The organism is Streptomyces sp. NBC_01445 (genome assembly GCF_035918235.1).
Taxonomy (GTDB): domain Bacteria; phylum Actinomycetota; class Actinomycetes; order Streptomycetales; family Streptomycetaceae; genus Streptomyces.
Genome location: NZ_CP109485.1, coordinates 424,399 through 441,336 on the forward strand (window position 1 = coordinate 424,399; position 16,938 = coordinate 441,336).

16 protein-coding genes and 3 pseudogenes are annotated in these 16,938 nt (G+C 66.6%); 8 read left to right on the forward strand and 11 right to left on the reverse strand.

The features are described 5' to 3' along the window. Positions 1-71: 71 nt before the first annotated feature. Positions 72-407 (forward strand): annotated as a pseudogene (locus OG574_RS52625) (hypothetical protein); the annotation flags it as partial. An 18-nt stretch (positions 408-425) separates the two neighbouring features. Beyond that, positions 426-619, forward strand: a pseudogene (locus tag OG574_RS02220) (NF041680 family putative transposase); the annotation flags it as partial. A gap of 675 nt (positions 620-1,294) precedes the next feature. On the opposite strand, the gene OG574_RS02225 reads toward OG574_RS02220, so the two are convergent. From OG574_RS02225 to OG574_RS02240, 4 genes are all read right to left on the reverse strand, one after another. Continuing rightward, positions 1,295-2,023 carry an alpha/beta hydrolase gene (locus OG574_RS02225; protein ID WP_326771575.1) on the reverse strand — a complete coding sequence of 243 codons (729 nt, stop codon included), beginning with the start codon at positions 2,021-2,023 and terminating at the stop codon, positions 1,295-1,297. A gap of 663 nt (positions 2,024-2,686) precedes the next feature. Next, the gene (locus tag OG574_RS02230; RefSeq protein WP_326771576.1) at positions 2,687-3,226 is read right to left on the reverse strand and encodes a GNAT family N-acetyltransferase; all 540 of its coding nucleotides are present in this window, start codon (positions 3,224-3,226) and stop codon (positions 2,687-2,689) included. Positions 3,227-3,569: 343 nt separating this feature from the next. Continuing rightward, complete coding sequence (locus OG574_RS02235; protein ID WP_326771577.1) at positions 3,570-3,995, reverse strand: hypothetical protein; 426 nt, start codon at positions 3,993-3,995, stop codon at positions 3,570-3,572. A gap of 290 nt (positions 3,996-4,285) precedes the next feature. After that, the gene (locus tag OG574_RS02240) at positions 4,286-5,311 is read right to left on the reverse strand and encodes an alcohol dehydrogenase (RefSeq protein ID WP_326771578.1); all 1,026 of its coding nucleotides are present in this window, start codon (positions 5,309-5,311) and stop codon (positions 4,286-4,288) included. Positions 5,312-5,826: 515 nt separating this feature from the next. Between OG574_RS02240 and OG574_RS02245 the strand changes: the two genes are divergently transcribed. Together OG574_RS02245 and OG574_RS02250 are read left to right on the forward strand one after the other, a co-directional pair. Next, a complete protein-coding gene (locus OG574_RS02245) occupies positions 5,827-6,546 on the forward strand; it encodes an SDR family oxidoreductase (RefSeq protein ID WP_326771579.1) in 720 nt (239 codons plus the stop codon). Between the two features lie 70 nt (positions 6,547-6,616). After that, positions 6,617-7,369 carry an SDR family oxidoreductase gene (locus tag OG574_RS02250; RefSeq protein WP_326771580.1) on the forward strand — a complete coding sequence of 251 codons (753 nt, stop codon included), beginning with the start codon at positions 6,617-6,619 and terminating at the stop codon, positions 7,367-7,369. A gap of 272 nt (positions 7,370-7,641) precedes the next feature. Here the strand turns inward: OG574_RS02250 and OG574_RS02255 are convergent, their stop codons facing one another. The 5 genes from OG574_RS02255 to OG574_RS02275 form a co-directional block, all read right to left on the reverse strand. Beyond that, positions 7,642-8,370, reverse strand: coding sequence for a glucose 1-dehydrogenase (locus OG574_RS02255; protein ID WP_326771581.1), 729 nt, complete (start codon positions 8,368-8,370; stop codon positions 7,642-7,644). Positions 8,371-8,814: 444 nt separating this feature from the next. Further along, positions 8,815-9,216 carry a nuclear transport factor 2 family protein gene (locus tag OG574_RS02260; RefSeq protein ID WP_326771582.1) on the reverse strand — a complete coding sequence of 134 codons (402 nt, stop codon included), beginning with the start codon at positions 9,214-9,216 and terminating at the stop codon, positions 8,815-8,817. Between the two features lie 153 nt (positions 9,217-9,369). Next, positions 9,370-9,792, reverse strand: coding sequence for an NUDIX domain-containing protein (locus tag OG574_RS02265; RefSeq protein WP_326771583.1), 423 nt, complete (start codon positions 9,790-9,792; stop codon positions 9,370-9,372). A gap of 318 nt (positions 9,793-10,110) precedes the next feature. Beyond that, positions 10,111-10,671 (reverse strand): DUF6417 family protein, encoded by a 561-nt coding sequence (locus OG574_RS02270; protein ID WP_326778333.1) that lies wholly within the window; start codon positions 10,669-10,671, stop codon positions 10,111-10,113. A 344-nt stretch (positions 10,672-11,015) separates the two neighbouring features. Next, positions 11,016-11,825, reverse strand: a complete 810-nt coding sequence (locus OG574_RS02275; protein ID WP_326771584.1) for an SDR family NAD(P)-dependent oxidoreductase — start codon at positions 11,823-11,825, stop codon at positions 11,016-11,018. Between the two features lie 87 nt (positions 11,826-11,912). Between OG574_RS02275 and OG574_RS02280 the strand changes: the two genes are divergently transcribed. After that, entirely contained in the window at positions 11,913-12,476 is a 564-nt protein-coding gene (locus OG574_RS02280) for a TetR/AcrR family transcriptional regulator (protein ID WP_326771585.1), read from the forward strand. Between the two features lie 111 nt (positions 12,477-12,587). Here OG574_RS02280 and OG574_RS02285 read toward each other — a convergent pair whose 3' ends face one another. Beyond that, positions 12,588-13,145 carry an SDR family NAD(P)-dependent oxidoreductase gene (locus tag OG574_RS02285; protein ID WP_326778334.1) on the reverse strand — a complete coding sequence of 186 codons (558 nt, stop codon included), beginning with the start codon at positions 13,143-13,145 and terminating at the stop codon, positions 12,588-12,590. Continuing rightward, a pseudogene (locus tag OG574_RS52630) lies at positions 13,126-13,569 on the reverse strand (SDR family NAD(P)-dependent oxidoreductase); the annotation flags it as partial. The gene OG574_RS02285 and the pseudogene OG574_RS52630, both read right to left, overlap by 20 nt. Before the next feature lie 71 nt (positions 13,570-13,640). Here OG574_RS52630 and OG574_RS02290 point away from each other — a divergent pair. From OG574_RS02290 to OG574_RS02300, 3 genes are all read left to right on the forward strand, one after another. Then, positions 13,641-14,204 carry a TetR/AcrR family transcriptional regulator gene (locus OG574_RS02290; RefSeq protein WP_326771586.1) on the forward strand — a complete coding sequence of 188 codons (564 nt, stop codon included), beginning with the start codon at positions 13,641-13,643 and terminating at the stop codon, positions 14,202-14,204. Positions 14,205-14,491: 287 nt separating this feature from the next. After that, a complete protein-coding gene (locus tag OG574_RS02295) occupies positions 14,492-15,721 on the forward strand; it encodes a metallophosphoesterase (RefSeq protein WP_326771587.1) in 1,230 nt (409 codons plus the stop codon). A 350-nt stretch (positions 15,722-16,071) separates the two neighbouring features. Beyond that, a complete protein-coding gene (locus OG574_RS02300) occupies positions 16,072-16,914 on the forward strand; it encodes an alpha/beta fold hydrolase (protein ID WP_326771588.1) in 843 nt (280 codons plus the stop codon). Positions 16,915-16,938 lie beyond the last annotated feature (24 nt).

The following is a 16,938-nucleotide window of genomic DNA, read 5'->3' on the forward strand; positions in this document are numbered from 1 at the left end:
GTCCTGACCGGAAGACCGGCGCGACCGGGCACACACCACCAAGAAGCCGCCATGTCTAACCACTTCAGCGCCGAAAAACTCAAGTCTCCCGGACCGATTTGGACGGCGTCCAGACGCCAGCCGACCCTGGCAAGACCGTGCCGATCATGAATGTAAGCCCGTTCATGATCGAGTCGGAATTCCACCCCGCCGGGTTCTACCGGCTCAACATCGACACCGACGGCGACGCGCACGCCGACGCCGCTTTCGCCTTTATGTTCTCCCAGCCCGCCGATGCTACCCAGACCGGGACCGGCCTACTACGTCACCGGCCTTCAGTCTCGCCAGACCGAGCCCGCCGGCGACGTACTCATCCAGGTTCGACTCCTGCCGAGTGCACTCAGCGTCTGCTCCATCACGACGCCTGATCGGAGGCATCGGCACAACTGTCATGCTTCCTGGGCGAGTTCCACTCCTGCGCGACGGCCCCTTCGCACGCGTTGTTCGAGCTGACTGATGCCGTTCTGTGCGGCGATGGGCCCGTGAGCTCGCTGGCCGAGATGTCACTGGTGGGCGAACACTGTCGCGGCCATGGAGGCTCTACGCGGCGGCGGTCCGTGGGCGCATCGATGCCAGCCGACGAGGCGGGCACAGGCCGAAGTGGCCTGGTCTGGTGCTAGGTGTCTGCACGCGGGGCAGTTTCCCTCGCTCGGCCGGCGATGTTCCCGCGGCGCAGGCGAGAGGCCTTTCGCGGCTGCGAGCGAGAGCAGGCCCTGGATCATCACTGGCCAGTGTGGTTTGAGCAGACGCGCATGTGGTGTGGGGCAGACACGAGTGGGTCCTCCGACTGAGACTGAGCTTGCGGATGGCCAATCGAAGTCTGCTGCTCGGAAGCAGAGATGACGAGGCGCAATGTCACCGCGGTCAAGGAGCCAGCCCTGTCTGGCATTGTTCACGAGAACCGGTTCTGTCTCAACTTCTGTGGAGCTGCGCTGTGTGTGTTCGTGACCGCATCGAACCTACGCTCTGACCTGCCGGTTCCCTGCATGCGCCGACCTGATCTACCGAGCATCCGGGCGTCACCACAGACCTTGAGCCGAAACCCGAGAACCGACAGCACATGGACACGAGACCGGGCAGCACCAGAAGCACTGCAGAAATCGAACAGTTCATGTCTTCGGGCAGCGCGGGCCCCTGCCGAGTTGGCAGGGGCCCGCGGCACAGGCAGCAGAGGAGAGCCGGGACCTGCCCTCGACGAGGAGCATCCTGGCGGCCAACACGGCTTACCGTCTGCTGGTCGCCTGACGGCCTGGCCTCACCTCAGGTGCCGGGTGAAGAACTGGGCCGCGGCGTCCCCCGCGAACTGCGGGACGCCGGTGTGCCCGCCCATATTGGCGTTCAGCGTCTTCTCCTTGGAGCCGAAGGCGTCGAACAGGTCCAGGGCCGCCTGCCGGTCGTTCCCTTCATCGTCCCACTGCAGCAGGACATGCAGCGGAATGGTGACCTGGCGGGCCTCCTCGAAGATGGCGCGAGGCACGAAACTCCCGGCGAAGAGACCGGCGGCCACGATGCGCGGCTCGACCACCGCAAGCCGGATTCCGATGGAGATCACTCCCCCCGAGTACCCGACCGGGCCACCGATCTCGGGCAGCGACATGAGGGCGTCCAAGGCGGCCTGCCATTCCGGGACCGCCTTGTCGACCAGCGGGAGGATGAGGGCATCGACGATCTCGTCGCTGACCGGCTCGCCGGCCTCCATGGCCCGGCGCAGGTCAGCGCGGGCCTGCTCGGCGGCGGGCCAACGGGGCCGGTCGCCGCTTCCGGGGAGCTCGATGGTGGCCGTGGCGAAGCCCTCCGCCGCGGAGTGCCGGGCCCGGGCCACCAGTCGGGGGTACATCTTGCGCAGCCCGAGGGGAGGGTGGCCGAGCAGGATCAGCGGCGCCGGTGCGGATGCGGGCGTCCACAGGATGCCGGGGATCTCTCCGAGGGTGAATTCACGCTCGAGAACACCGTCGTCGAGACGCTGTTCAGAAGTGAAGTGCATGGTCGTACCTTTCGGGAGTGCTCAGAACGGCGCTCCCGGACGACCTATCGCCCGACCGTGACCCCGGAGGGGAGCACCCATGTCGATACTGCGTTCACGGGTACCACCTCCTCGTTCTCTAGCACGGCCTCCGGAAACGTAGCAGTGGTCGCGGTGGTCCGCCAAACGGATTCTCGCGAGGGTTCCGTGGCCGGATGCCAAGGAGTCGGAACACTACGCAGAGGTATTTCGGCCTCATCACGGCTTCCCGAGGCGAGGCCCTGCCACGGCGGGGCGCGTTGGGGGCGCTGTCGTTTCTCATGAACGTCGAACACGACGCGCCGCCGACGCCTCCCCATCTCATGTACTGGTGCTGTCGGTTCTCGGGCTCTGGCTCAGCTCTTACGGTGCTGTCGCGCTGAGCGATCCTTCATCGTCGTGGGAACCCCACGAACTGCGCATCATGAGGTGCCGGAACGCCAGACGCGCATCGGTCCCGGACGCGTAAGCGGCGACCGGCGGCAGCCCGTGCCACCGGGACGACTCCCGTACGTTCAGGTGACGCCTGATCACATCCTGTCCACGACGGTGTTCGTTGGTCGGCTGCGAGCTGGTCAGTGACGCCCGTCAATCGGACGGATCCCTGAAGGACGCATCGCGAACCAAGAGGCGTCGAGCACGAGCTCAGGCGGACGGCGTGACCGGGGACCGCAGGCCGAGCCACTGCTCGGCGTCCCAGGCCTGGAACCGCTCTACCTCGGTGAACCCCAGCCTTGCCGCGAGGCGCATCGAGCCGACGTTGGCGGTCTGGGTGGTGAGCACCGCCGGCTCGCCGGGAAGGGCGCCGTCGAACCAGTCGAGTGCCGCCGCGCACGCCTCGGCGGCGTACCCGAATCCCCACGCCCGCGGCAGGAACAGGTAGCCGAGATCGGCCTTCCCCGCAGCAGCCGGGCGACGGTGCTCCGTTGCTCTCCTGAGCAGGATCTGACCGATCATCGCCCCGTCGAGATCAACGACGAAACTCCCGGGCCACCGCGCGGGTACCTCGGGCATCTCGCGCTCAAGCTCGTCACGCGGCCGGGGGCCGCCGAGGTAGGTATGCACCTCTGGCGACGACAGCAGCTCGATGAACGCCGCACGGTCCCGGGCTTCGGGCTCACGGAGCACAAGTCGCTCGGTCTTGATCGGCTCAGGCGGCCAGGCGACGGGTCCAAGTTCAGTCATGCCGACCAACTAATCAGCAGACTAGGCAGCGATCAAGGCTCGCGGACCGATCAACCCAACGGCCCGGGCCCCACACTCACCGAGGGAGCCGTGCAAACCCGATCCGATCCATCCGTCAGTCAGTCAGTCAGTCACCAGGGCGTGGCCAAACCTACATTTTAGTGATCAAGCACCGCTCTCCGCTCCCCGTCTCCCCCAGACAGTTCAAAGACCAAGCATGTGGGGCGAAGAGCGGCCCCAACCGTTTTCAAAGATCCCCACCAATCGCCACCGAGCACCCGCTCGCCGGGGCGGCCTGGGCAAAGTCGAGCCTGGTTCGCGCGAAGGTGACGCTTCCCAACGGCTACTGCGGGCCCCGGTGCAGACTGACTGTGAGTACGCCAACCCAAGCCTGGACTGCCGGTACTTCATCACCACCGGCGACTTCCTCGAGGCAGCACCGCCAGCAGTGGCCGGAGACCAGTGAACTCATCGCCCAGGCCGAGGAAGCCGGGCTCGGCCGGGTCGCAGAGAAGAACCGCCGTACCCTCGGCAAGATCATCAGTTCTCTGGAGGGGCCGCCGAGAACCAGATCGTCGTCGGCGGCCAGGTGGAGGACGCCGATGCCGCCAGCTGACAACACCACCGCACTCGCCGAGGCCACTCGGCGTGGCAGCGAGCGCGCAGGCAGCGACACCGAGAAGGCCGTCTCGGCAGACAACGCATCGGTGGGAACCAGCCTCGCGTCGATCGCGAGGGCTGCCGGTGTTTCGAGGTCGTGGCGATACACGCAGCCCGACCTCGTGACCGCCATCCGGCAGCTACAGGACGGCGGCCCACCACCGAGCGGACCGACTTGCAGCCCGCATCGGTGGCTTCCACATCCGCTATCGATGACGAGGGCAGCCTGGTCGAACAGGGTTCCTGATCGGGTGATCGCGCGGGCGTCGGCGCATGGCACCAGGGCCTCCTGGTAGTTCGGGGCACCTCAGTCCGTATCTCACCGGTGCGCCCGAACAGTTCAAGGCGGTCGGCCAAGGTCCACGGATGGTCGTCGTCGTGGATCCGCACAGGCGCAAGTCAGCCGGAGGTCAGCACCATGCGGAAGCGTGCGGAGCCGGAGAGCATCTTCCGGTAGGCCGCGTCGGCCTCACTCAGTGGCATCGTCTCGACCATGGGACGGATACCGTGCAGGGCGCTGAAGGCCATGGTGTCCTGCACGTCCTGAGCGGTACCGGCCGGGTGTCCTCGAAGGATCCGGCCGCGCAGGATGAGCTGAAGCGGGCTGATGCCGATGGGGTCCGGGGAAACTCCTATGACTACGAGTTCACCGCGGTGCGTCAATCCGTCGACAGTTGCCGCGATGGCCTCAGAGCTGCCGGCGGTAGCCAGTACGACCTTCGCGCCTCCCAGGGACTGCAGGGCTTCCGCGACGGAGGTCGCCCCCGTGCTGTCGACATAGTGATGGGCCCCGAGGTCCTTGGCGGTGCCGGCCTTCTCGGACCCACGGGCGATAGCCACGGTTTCGAAACCCATGGCCACTGCGTACTGCACAGCGAGGTGACCGAGCCCACCAATGCCCAGGACCGCTACCAGGTCTCCGGCGCGGGCGGAGCTGCGTCGCAGCCCGTTGTAGGTCGTGACTCCCGCGCAAGCCATGGGGCCCGCGTCGGTCGCCGAAAGGGCGTCGGGTATGCGCGCCAGGGCATCAATCGGCGCGATCATGCTTTCAGCGTAGCCCCCGTCGTATGCCAAGCCGGGAATCTTGAGGTTGTCGCAGACCATGTAGTCGCCCTGCCTGCAAGGGACACAGTGTCCGCAACTGCCTCCGAACCACCCCACTGTCACGCGGTCCCCCACGTTCCAATTGTTGCTCTGGGCTCCTTCGCCGAGCTCTTCGATACGCCCGGCGACCTCGTGCCCTGGAACCAGCGGGAACCGCACTCCGGGCATGGCACCGCTTACGAACCCATCGTCGCTGTGGCAGATCCCGCATGCTTCGACGGCCAGCCGCACATGCATGGGACCTGGGCGTGGCACCTCGCGGTCGACGATCTCGAAGTGCCCGTTCGGGGTGATGACCTGCGCGGCTCGATAGGTGGTCATACCTGTCTCCGTACTCCGGAGCGGTCGACCCGCGGATCGACCGCAGTCTGCATGAGGGGATGGAGGGGGCCGGCCTCCCTGCCGAACCACTGACACCACCGTCGAGTCCTGACGATTGCGTGCGGGGCAGGCTGTCGCCCGGCAATCGACTCCTCACTCGGTCGACACGAGAGCACATCCATCCGACCACTGCCTGGTCACCCCGGCAACAGATGCCGCCGGTTCCTGGCCTTGCGCCGAAGGGTGAGCCCGCGGGGGCAAAGGATTCGTGGCGTTCGTCGTTTCGGGGCCGGCGGTTCTCCGGGTGTGCAGCGGATCCGGGTGGTTGCCGTCGGAACCGCGCCGTGCGGAATCATGCCGACGTCCCGGCAAGGGCGCACGCCCAGAGGTGAGTGCACTCCGGATGGTGGTGGACAGCCGTGCGAGGTACGTTCGGAAATGTTGGAAACGATGCAGTGGAGCATCGCGACCGAGCGGTCTGCAGCCTTTCAGACGCCCTGCAGGAAAGGTGTCCCATGAAGATTGACGGGTCCGTTGCATTTGTCACGGGCGCCAATCGAGGGCTGGGAGAGCAGTTTGTACGGGCTCTTTTCGAAGCTGGAGCAGCCAAGGTCTATGCCGGAGCCCGCGACCCCGCAAAGGTCACGGTGCCGGAAGCCGTCCCGGTGGCCGTCGACATTACGGACCACGAGTCGGTCCGGGCAGCCAGCGCCCAGGCGCAGGACGTGACACTCCTCATCAACAACGCCGGATCCACCACCCGTGCCGGCATCCTCACGTCCGACCTCGACGCATTCCGGACGGAGTTCGAAACTCATGTGCTCGGCACGCTGGCCATGAGCAGAGCTTTCGCCCCCGTACTCGACCGCAATGGCGGCGGCGCACTGGTCAACGTACTCTCCGTGCTGTCGTGGGTGTCGATCCCGGTCAGCGCCGGGTACGCCGCAGCCAAGTCCGCCGAATGGTCAGTGACCAACGCCCTGCGCGTCGCCCTTGCGGAACAGGGCACGCAGGTGACCGCACTGCATGTGAGTTACTTGGCGACCGACATGGCTGCGAATGTGCGCGGCCCGAAAGCCGATCCCGGCGAAGTTGCCCGGGCGGCGCTCGCCGGCGTGGAGGCCGGACGCCACGAGGTACTCGCCGACGAGGTCAGCAAGCAGGTTCAGGCCGCTCTGCCCGGGGGACCGCACGAACTGTATCCACAACTGCACGGTGGGCAACCGTTGGTCTGACGCACCAGGGGGAGGCACAGCCCTCCCGTACCGTCGTCTCGTTGCCGCCGTCAGATCATCGGAGGCACTGATGAGCGGAAGTGAGCCGAACCAACACCAGGACTTGGTCGACCAGACCGTCATTGTGATAGGCGCAAGCTCGGGAATCGGACTCGAAACCGCGCGTCGAGTCCGCGCTGCCGGTGGCCAGGTGGTCATGGTCGCACGAGATCCGCAGCGGCTGGAGCGAGCCGCTGCGGAAGTCCGGCCGCGGAGCACTACAGCCCTCGACGCCACTGACACGGACCAACTCCAGCAGTTCTTCGGTGACCTGCCCTACCCGGTCGACCACGTCATATCGACAGCCGGCGGCCCGCTGTACGCGCCCCTGGCCGACATGGACCTGGCGGAGACCAGTCGGCACTTCGGCGAGCGCCTCTCCATGACCCTCGCCATAGCCAAGTACAGCCAGGGCAAAGTCCGGGACGCAGGAACGCTGTTGTTCATCGGTGGCACAGGCGGTCGCCGCCCCGGCGTCGGCAGGGCCGTCACCTCAGCGCTCACCGCGGCACTTCCCGCCCTCACCGCGAACCTGGCACTCGAACTCGCGCCGATCCGGGTGAACCTCATCGCTGCCGGATTCGTCGACACGGCGTTGTCGGCCTCACTCCTGGGCAATCAGATCGATGCACGGCGTGAAGAGCTCCGCTCCTCGCTCCCCATCCGACGGGTCGTCGGCCCGGAGGACGTCGCTGCTCTGGCCGTACACATCATGTGCAACGAAGCATTGACGGGCGCAACGTACGACATCGACGGCGGTCAGCAGCTGTTGCCTCAAGGATGAGCAGAACCACCGCTGTACCTCGCACAACTTCTTCGCCACCAGTAGTGGCAGCGTTTGGGGATCCGGTCCACTGCCCTATTTCCCTATTGCCCTCGGGTAGCTTGTCAAATCCGTTCACAAGTGGCGTTTTTGTAGCCGATCAGTATCGTGGAGGGGCATTTCGAGGCTACGACGTGGCCGCCGGACCTTGTCGGTCCGGCACGGTGCGCCCGCGGGGACGGCACAGGCGGACGCGCGAACTGAATGACACGGTCAGACGCACCGTTGCAGAATTAGATCTGCGCTCTGCCACCATCAACGAACAGTTCGATCCCGGTGACGAAGCTGGAGTCATCCGAGGCCAGGAAGAGCGCCGCCTTGGCAACTTCGTCGGGCTCCCCCATGCGGCCCATCGGGATGGTGGATGCAATCTTCGCGATGGCATCTTGAGGTTGCGCCGCCACAAGCGGCGTCTCGATCGGGCCAGGGCTGAGGACGTTGCACCGGATACGACGATCCTTCAGCTCCACCGTCCATCCTCGGACGAAATTTCGGACGGCAGCCTTGCTCGCACCGTAGACCGAGAACGCGGGTGTTCCCTTGACGCTCGCAACGGAGCCCGTGAGAATGACAGAGGCGCCATCATTCAATAGCGGCAGGGCCTTTTGTACCGTGAAGAGCGCCCCCTTCACGTTGATGTTGAAGATTTTGTCGAAATGCTCTTCCGTGACATCTTCCAGTGAAGCGAACTCGCCCATCCCGGCGTTGGCGAAAACGATATCGATTCGCCCCTTCGCCTTGACGGTCTCGTAGAGGCGGTCAAGGTCGGCCAGTTCAGCGACGTCACCCTGAACGCCGGATACGTTGCCGCCGATTTCCTTCACACTTTCATCAAGTTCTTTCTGACGGCGACCCGTGATGAAAACATAGGCACCTTCTCTGACGAAGAGTCTTGCTGTGGCCAGTCCGATCCCCGCGGTGCCGCCGGTGATGACCGCCACCTTTCCCTGCAACTTGCCCATAGTCGCTACTCCCGACATTCTCAATCATGACTGGCGGATGGTTCGAGTTCATCCCGGATTCCCCGCGAAAATCTTAGTTCGGGGAGATCGGATCGAGCAGATATGCCCACACTCAAGGGCGGGATCAAAGCACCATGCGGCGGTCCTGTGTCTAGGCCATGAGAACGCTTCAGGTGGGTCCATGCTCGCGGATCGCGATGGCCGCTGACGCAAAGCTGAAGGAGAACCGATCCATTGCGTGAATTACTGCCGAGGTGAACGGAATTCGGCCAATGGCGCGGTTCTGTGACGCAAAGCCAGTCGAGCCAATGCTCTGCGCACGGCGCTGGACGGTCGTCGGATCACAACCAGTTCACGATGTGGGTTCGGGAAATCTATTGACTCCGGCATTCATCCCCATGGCTTTGGTCGCCGTCGTGAGCGGAAATCATGCGACGGAACCGGTCAGCGGTCGGGCGGGAACCGGTCACCGAACATCGGCAGGCCGCTGACGGACTCGGCCTGGGTCGCCTCATCCTGTAGGACGTCCCAGTGTTCGGCGAGCTTGCCGTTTTCGATGCGCACCACGTCGGCTGCCACCGAGGCGGCGGGGCTGCCATCGCCGCTGAAACGACCGTAGAGCATGACGTGATCGCCGTCGGCGACGACGAGCTGGTGCTCGTAGCGCAGTGCGTCCGGCAACGAGCGGATCAGGTCGAACAGACCCGCGCGTCCCGGTGCGATGTGAGCGCTGTGCTGGATGTAGCGCTCAGACCAGAATTCTTCGGCGGCGACGTAGTCACGCTTGTTGAACAGCGTGTCGAATGCTTCCAGCACCAGTGCCTTGTTCTGTTCCGGAGTAGTCATGGTCAGTCATGTGGTCCTCCACGAGGTAGCCACTGCATCCCTTCGCCCGTCACCATGTCGATTGACTGGCACCCACCCTGCCGCAAAGCGCATGTGGCTGGTCCACGCCTCGCCGACTCCTACTCGGAGTCGAGGAAGAGTTAGCCGTGCTTGCTACCCGCGCCTCGTGGTCCGGACCTGCTTCAACTTGCGGGTAAAGCGGTGCATGTGGGGGTCGAGGAGCTCGTCAGACTCCTCGAGTACCTGCTCATCAGTCAGCCAGCGGATTGCGTCGAACTTGCTCCGGTCGTAAGTGGTGATGGCGTCGGCGTTGAGGAGGTACCAGAGTGAGACGTCGGCGTGTAGGCCATCCCCCGGGTCCGGGTGACGGCGAGCAAGAGGGGGATGCTCGTCGGTGATCGGTGATGCCACAGCCTCGATTCCCAGCTCCTCACGGCACTTGCGGACCACCGTGGCCCACGGGTCCTCACCTGGCTCGACGTGTCCTCCGGCCCACAGCCACAAGCCCTCCCCAAGGGTCTTCAGGTTGGCGTGCTCCAGGTCGTTCCACGGTTCGATGGCACCGACCAACTCCATAAGTTGAGCACGCGGCTGATCGTCAGGAGCGGTGAGCAGGGGTCCCTTTAGGTCATCCGCATGTCCTGACAGAACGCACTGATACGTGGCGTCGGCACCGGCGAGCCTCCGACCAACTCGCCGACGACCCGAGGGCGCGGGAATCACGTGACGCGCCGGTCCCCATACCCGACGCGGGAACCACCCTGCGGACGCACGACGCACCGGAGCAGCTGGGACCACCCGCTAAAACAGCTCCCACACCCCGTCAGGAACCCGACGCTCGACCACCGCCATCACGGCAGTCAGCCCAGCGAGCAAGCCAGTTGAAACGACTCCTCAGCTCTCCGAGGGGATACGGGCAGCGATCTCCCGGGCGAACCACTCCGCCTCCTGCGACAGCTCGTCAAGCCCTTCGCCGACGATGAGCTGCAACAGTCGCAGAAGATCCTGCGCCTCCTCGAACGTGAGGATCTCCAGGCGGCGCGCGGCTGCGTCCTGGTCCGGGATGAGGCTGGTCACGTCTGAGGTCATACGTTCCTCAACGACGCCCGGGCCGTGGCCGCACGGCGGATGTGCAGACGTGTACCCGCATGGACGTACCGTTCGTTGTCCGTCAAAGGGCTGAAGGGCAGCAAAGGTCGAGCAGGCCGGACTGCGCCCGGTCGCCGAACTCCGGCTCCCCGCGGACGAGCAGACCGGGCCGGGTGTGGTCGTCATGGCCAGGTGCCCCGCCTGAGGACCGGGCGCCCAGACAGCACAAGATCCCGTGCTGGGGCGGCCCGCCACCCGGCGCCTGCAGCGGTTTCCCGTCCGGCTGCTCCTCAACGGGCCAAGCTCATCACAGGCCCGTGCGGCAGGCGTATGCCTGCGGACGGTCCGCTTGACCCGCTGCCGCATCGCGGTGGTCTCAGCGGCACCGATCAGCGCGGACAAGCCGCCGGTGACCACAGCCGGCCCGGCTGCGATGCCCACCGAGGCAGCGGTAGCAGGGCGCTCCAGCGAGGTGGTGGACCCGGCATGTGACCGCGCCGGGAAACCCGTCCGACCGTGACGGGAAATCCGTCCCGGCCAGGTCTTTTCACGAGCGGGGAGACCACTTTCTTGCCGGCAGATTCGCCTGGGACAGGCAGGCGCGGCCCGGCGCAGGACCTCACCCTCCTGCTCCACCAACCTGGTCCGCTCACGCGCGTGTCGGAGCGCCGGACGGCGATCCGCGGGGCGGCCGTGCGGGTGAGTCACCGTCAGAGGGTGGCGGCCGTGACCGGCTCCCAGCGGTCGTACTCCGCCATCAGCTCGGTGAAGCGCCCGCGCACCATTTCCAGGGCGGCCGGGGCGACCGCGAGGTGCAGCGGGGGCTTGTCGGTGCCGGCGATGTCGGCGACGGCCGCCATGGACTTGACGAGGTCGCCGCGCACTGCCTGCTTGTCGAACTCGGCCATGGTGGCGTAGGAATCGGCGTAGTCGGCGATGGACGTGGCGGGGAACTTCGAGCTGGCTGTGAAGTTGGTGTTGAAGCCCGCCGGTTCGACCAGGGTGACGTGGATGCCTAGCGGGCCGAGTTCCCAGGCCAGTCCCTCGGTCAGGTTCTGCAGGGCGCTCTTGGACGAGCAGTACACGGCCATGGTGGGCAGGCTGACGTGCCCGCCCATGGAGCCGACGTTGACGATGTGGCCGGTGCCGCGTTCACGCATGTGCGGGAGTACGGCCTGGATCACCTGGACGACGCCGACCACGTTGGTTTCGTACTGGTCGCGCAGCTGGTCGATGCTGACTTCCTCGACCGCGCCGAGCTGGCCGTAGCCGGCGGCGTTGACGACGGCGTCGATGGCGCCGAAGCGCTCGATCGTCGCGTGGACGGCCTTGTCTATGCCGGCGCGGTCGGTGACGTCGAGTGCGGTGACCAGGACGGTGTCGAGGTCGGCGAAGGCCGGGTTGGCCCTGGCGGTGTCGCGCATGGTGGCCGCGACGTTCCAGCCGCGCTCGACGTACTCGAAGGTGAGTGCCTCGCCCATGCCGGTCGAGGCGCCGGTGATCAGAACGGTCTTGCTCATGATGCTCTCTTCTCTCCACGACCCCCATCCACAACTTAACAAACTAGATAATCTCTGTCTAGTGAGAGCACTAGGTATGGTGTGCTTATGTCAACACCTCGAGGGGACGCCCAACGTCGCGAACAGGTGCTTGCGACAGCACTGACCGTGTTCGCCACCTTCGGCTACCGCAAGACGTCGATGGACGCCGTGGCCCAGGCCGCGGACATCTCCCGTCCCGGCCTGTACTTCCTCTTCTCCAGCAAGCAGGAACTGTTCCGCGCGACCATGCGGCAGGAGCTGGACAAGGCCTTGGAAGACGTCCGCGCGGCGCTGGCCGCGCCCGACGTAGACCTCGATGCGCGCCTGGTAGCCGCGCTTGACGCCCATCTGGGCCGTTACGTCGGTACCAACCTCGACGAGGGCGTCGACGCACTGCTGGAGCACGACGCAACAAAGCTCGACAGCATGTACGACGACTACCGGGCCGCCTTTCACGACGCACTCGCCGGCGCCATCAGCACCTCGGGCGGGACTACCGGCGACGTCACGCCGCGGCAGATCGCCGAGGTCCTGGCCGCGGCCGGCGAGGGGTGGAAGCACCGCGTCTCCGACCGCCCGCAATTCCGCGACAAGCTCACTCTGGCCGTGGCCGTCGCGATGCGGCCATAGGTCCCCGATGAACGGGGTCTCAGATGACTCCCCAGTCGGCGCTCACCATGCCACCCCATGAGCATGGGTCATCGACCACATAAGGACGCCGAGAGGATCGGCGTCTGCCGGTCAGCCCAGCAGGCTTGGGTGAGGTTCGGGCGGTCCCCCCAGGACATGACGCATGGACCGGGGTGTGCTGCCGTCGATGTCGGTGACTGAGAACAAAGAGCCCAACTCCGCGCCGATCAGGGCCCTGCCGGAAAGGGCCGCCAGTTCGTCCGAGGAATAGAGGGCTGCGATCACGCGTCCCGTGAACTGGGGTGATTCTCTTTTCTCGGTGGGCCGGTCCTGCGAAGGCAGGGAGGCGATGTAGGCCCGAGCGCGCTCGGTGTCGAGTCCGCCCATCCAGATGGAGACCGCCGCGACGTTGTACGGCCGCAGTTCCTTTGCCATGTCGGCGGCCATCTTGTCGGCGCCTGCCTTCTGCGCGCCGTACGCGGGGCCTTGGTGGTAGGACACGGCGCCGTAGTGGCCGGTGTTGACTATGAGGCCGCGGCCGTTGGCGATCAGCAGCGGCGCTGCGCAGTAGCTCGCCACGTAGTGCGAGCGCAGTCCGACGGTCAGAAGGTCGGCCCCTCTCCAGGGGCATCTCCCAGAAGCCGCCCGGCACGGGTGCGCCTGCGAAATTGGCGGCGTTGTTGACCAGGATGTCCAGCCGCCCGTGCTCCTGCCCGATGGCGGCGAAGAGGTTCTGGACCGCTTGGTCGTCGCCGTGGTCGACGACCACGGGGACGCCTGTCCCGCCGGCCGCGTCGACCAGGGCGGCTGTCTCGGTGACGGTTCCCCCGTACGGCGAGTCGGAGGCCGACCGGCTGCGGCCGGTCACGTAGACGGTCGCCCCTTGGCTGCCCAGTGCTTCAGCGATACCCCGGCCGGCTCCTCTGCTCGCGCCGGTGACGACGGCCACAATTGGGTCGCTGCCCGGTGATGCCATGGTGGTGCTCCCTTGCAGATTCGCGTGGGCAGAGCGGCGCCGGCGCTCGCCGCCACGCGCAGGCTCACCACCGGGGCGCGGCGGGGCTGGCCTCGAGCGATACACATGAAACCGCATCCGGACACTCTGTCCGTTTATTCGGTTCGACGATATGGACACTGTGTCCGGTTGCCAAATAGTCTGATCCCATGAGTGCCTCGATCCCCAGCGCGAAACCGGCGCGCGCGGATGCGCGCCGCAACTACGAAGCGCTCCTCGCCGCGGGCCGGAACGTCTTCATGCGCGACGGCACCGACGCACCCATGGACGACGTCGCAAAAGAGGCGGGTGTCGGGCGCGCCACCCTCTACCGGCACTTCCCCAGCAGGGAGCACCTCTTCGTCGCGATCATGCAGGACCGCGTCGACCTGCTGGACACCCAGGCTCGCGAGCTCCTCGGCGCACCGGACGTGTGGGAGGCGCTGGTGCAGTGGCTGCTCCGGTACGACCGGAGTGCGACCGAGTACCGCGGCATGAGCACGCGCGTCGGAGACGGACTGGCCGACGACGGGTCCCCGATGGCCTCGGCATGCGCCCCGATGAAGGCGAGCTTCGCGCGGCTCTTCGCCCGCGCGCAGGACGAAGGCGCCGTGCGGGGCGACGTCACAGCGGTTCTGCTCCTTGCCCTGATCTCTGCTCTCCCCAAGCACGCGGAACACGACGCATCCGCGGACGCCTACCTCGACATCGTGCTCCGCGGCCTGCGCCCGTAGCGCAGTGCCGTCGACAGCAGCGGCAGCGCCGGAGACGATGTTCCGCGAAACGCGCCCGGGACCGGCAGTACGTCTGGCGCGCGCGTGCAGCAAGCCCCGTGCCAGCCGCCCGAGGGGGCACACGCTGAGCTAGTTGCCGCTCTGCGCTGCCACAAGCGCTGACTCCGCGCACCCGAACCGGACCGTGACGGCGACGGCCGTGCCCCGCGTACCACCTGCGTCGGACCTCCACGCAAGGTTCGCCGATCATTCACCAGGCGGGCCAAGTTACCTGCGAGAAACATGGGATGTGCGATGACGAATACATCCCCCCGCGGCCCGACCTCACCGAGTCCCAGTGGCTGGACCTGGACACGACCATCACCACCACGGGCCGCCCGGCACCCACCGCCGGCGGCCCGTCCGGACTGGTCGGCCGGCGCACCGTGCTGGGCGGCGCCGTGGCCGGGGCCGCCGCCCTGGCCGTGCTGCCGCAGGCAGCCGCCGCCTCACCGAGATCGGCGACCGCCGCCGATGTCCCGGTGGCCAAGTTCCCCTTCCCCACCCGGCCCGGCCGCGGCGGACAGTACGCCGTACTGCTGACCGGAGACGCGGGCACGGGCGATGACGCCCAGTACGCCGTGGCGACGGCCGCCAAGGCGATATGCCGCACCGAAGGCGTCTCGCTCGCCGTCGGCCTTGGCGACAACCTCTACGAGAACGGCCCGGAGTCCGCGCACGACGACGAGTTCGCGACCAAGTTCGAGCAGCCCAACGACGGCATCGACGTCCCGTGGCTGATGGTTCTCGGCAACCACGACTGCTCGGGCCTCATCCCCGGCAGCGGCGGCGACCCCTCGCGAGGCGACCGCGAGGTCGCCTACGCCACGACGTCGCGGCGCTGGCACATGCCGGCCCGCTACTACTCCACCGCGCTGCCGTCGGCCGCGGACCCGGACGTCCCGCTCGTCGAGTTCTTCGCCATCGACACCAACCCCATCGCCTCGACCGTGATCCAACTGGACCCGTACTTCCAGTGGAACGGCCCCTACATGCGCGAACAGCGCCGCTGGCTGGACTCCGCACTCTCCGCCTCGCGCGCCACGTGGAAGATCGTGATCGGCCACCACCCGTACCTGAACAACGGCAAGCACGGCAGCGCCGGTTCCTACGACGGCTTCGTCATCGGGAACTACACCAGCGGCATCCACCTCAAGGAGCTGTACGAGGAAGTGGTCTGCGGACGAGCCGACCTCATCCTCTCCGGCCACGACCACACCCAGCAGATCCTCGAGCCGACCTCACGCAGCCGCGGCACCCGCCAGATCGTGTGCGGCACCGCAGGCAAGTCAGGCGACGGCAAGGCCCACGGCACCCACCCGGCACGCTGGCAGGACTTCTCGCACAACGGCTTCATGGTCCTCAAGGCATCGGCGAAGAGCCTCACCATCGACGCCTACACCGTGGACGCGGCAACGTCGACATCGAGCTTGGCCCACAGCTTCACCACCATGTCCGCCCTGACGGCAGCCCGCTGAGTCCCCCGGACCCGCTATGCCCAGGCGCCGCACCCCGGAAAGGCTTCCGGGGTGCGGCAGGTGCGGGGTACAACAGGCGGAGAATGTACGGCCGGTGGCGAGGGTCACGATTCCCACCGTTCGCTCACGTGCCTCCCGAAGTAGGGATCTGGCTCACTTCCCCGTGGAGGGCTGACTGAATGTGACGTCAGTGGTGTGTGGTGGAGGCCGGACTCTGCTGCCGTGACCTGCTGGGAGACCCCGCGGCACGAGCTGGAGGCCTTCCTGACCGTGGCCGAGGAGCTGCAATTCGGCCGGAACGCCGGCCGACCGCTGTCGGCAGCACAGAATTTCGGCAGTCTGCCGGTGCGATGTCGGCCGCCACGTACAAACTTGCGCGCATGGCTGAGCTTCTCGCATCATCTGATGACGCCCACCCCATCACCGCTCTCGACGACGGATCCGGGCCGAACCTGCTGGTGGTCCACCCGGGTGGCGGAGACGCGACCACCTGGGACAGCGTCACCCGCCACCTGACCGACAGCTTTCGCGTCGTCAGGATCCACCGACGGATCTACTCCCCCGGACCAGACACCGACATTGCGCTACCCCACTCCATGGGCGTCGAAGCGGCCGACATCGTCGCCGTCGCGAAACTCCTCGACTCCCCGGTGCTTCTCGTGGGGCATTCCTCGGGCGCCGTCGCCGCGCTGCAAGCCTCGTTGCTCAACCCCTCGGCGTTCGCCGGACTATGCCTCTACGAACCTCCCATGCCCACCCGGGAGTTGATCGCCGGCGCGGCGGGAGCACATGCGCGTGCCGCACTCGACGCGGGCGACCCGGTCGAGGCGATGCGCATCCACATGCGCGACATCGTCCGCATGCCCGCGAACATGGTCGACGCGATGTTCGCCGACCAGCAAGGACAAGCGGCGTTCGCCGCCTACGCGGCGGCCCAGATCGCAGACGACGAGGCAATCGACGCGCTCGGCGTCGGTGTTGATCGCTTCGCGAACCTCGAAACGCCGACCACCCTGATCGAAGGAGACCTCAGCCCCGCCCACTTGCACGAGCGCCTCGCCGATCTGGCGGCAACCCTGCCGAACGCACGGATCGTCACCCTCCCCGGCCAGGGACACATCGCCCACCTCACCGCTCCTGACACACTGGCCAACGCCATCCGGGACATGGCGGAACAAGTTCTCCACACATGAAGCATCCGAGACGCCCCACCAGCT

Coding starts and splice junctions, on each gene's coding strand:
- OG574_RS02225 (WP_326771575.1), bottom strand. CDS start 2,023: ATGCACTTCACTTCTGAACAGCGTCTCGACGACGGTGTTCTCGAGCGT.
- OG574_RS02230 (WP_326771576.1), bottom strand. CDS start 3,226: ATGACTGAACTTGGACCCGTCGCCTGGCCGCCTGAGCCGATCAAGACC.
- OG574_RS02240 (WP_326771578.1), bottom strand. CDS start 5,311: ATGACCACCTATCGAGCCGCGCAGGTCATCACCCCGAACGGGCACTTC.
- OG574_RS02245 (WP_326771579.1), top strand. CDS start 5,827: ATGAAGATTGACGGGTCCGTTGCATTTGTCACGGGCGCCAATCGAGGG.
- OG574_RS02250 (WP_326771580.1), top strand. CDS start 6,617: ATGAGCGGAAGTGAGCCGAACCAACACCAGGACTTGGTCGACCAGACC.
- OG574_RS02255 (WP_326771581.1), bottom strand. CDS start 8,370: ATGGGCAAGTTGCAGGGAAAGGTGGCGGTCATCACCGGCGGCACCGCG.
- OG574_RS02260 (WP_326771582.1), bottom strand. CDS start 9,216: ATGACTACTCCGGAACAGAACAAGGCACTGGTGCTGGAAGCATTCGAC.
- OG574_RS02265 (WP_326771583.1), bottom strand. CDS start 9,792: ATGGAGTTGGTCGGTGCCATCGAACCGTGGAACGACCTGGAGCACGCC.
- OG574_RS02270 (WP_326778333.1), bottom strand. CDS start 10,671: ATGCGGCAGCGGGTCAAGCGGACCGTCCGCAGGCATACGCCTGCCGCA.
- OG574_RS02275 (WP_326771584.1), bottom strand. CDS start 11,825: ATGAGCAAGACCGTTCTGATCACCGGCGCCTCGACCGGCATGGGCGAG.
- OG574_RS02280 (WP_326771585.1), top strand. CDS start 11,913: ATGTCAACACCTCGAGGGGACGCCCAACGTCGCGAACAGGTGCTTGCG.
- OG574_RS02290 (WP_326771586.1), top strand. CDS start 13,641: ATGAGTGCCTCGATCCCCAGCGCGAAACCGGCGCGCGCGGATGCGCGC.
- OG574_RS02295 (WP_326771587.1), top strand. CDS start 14,492: ATGTGCGATGACGAATACATCCCCCCGCGGCCCGACCTCACCGAGTCC.
- OG574_RS02300 (WP_326771588.1), top strand. CDS start 16,072: ATGTCGGCCGCCACGTACAAACTTGCGCGCATGGCTGAGCTTCTCGCA.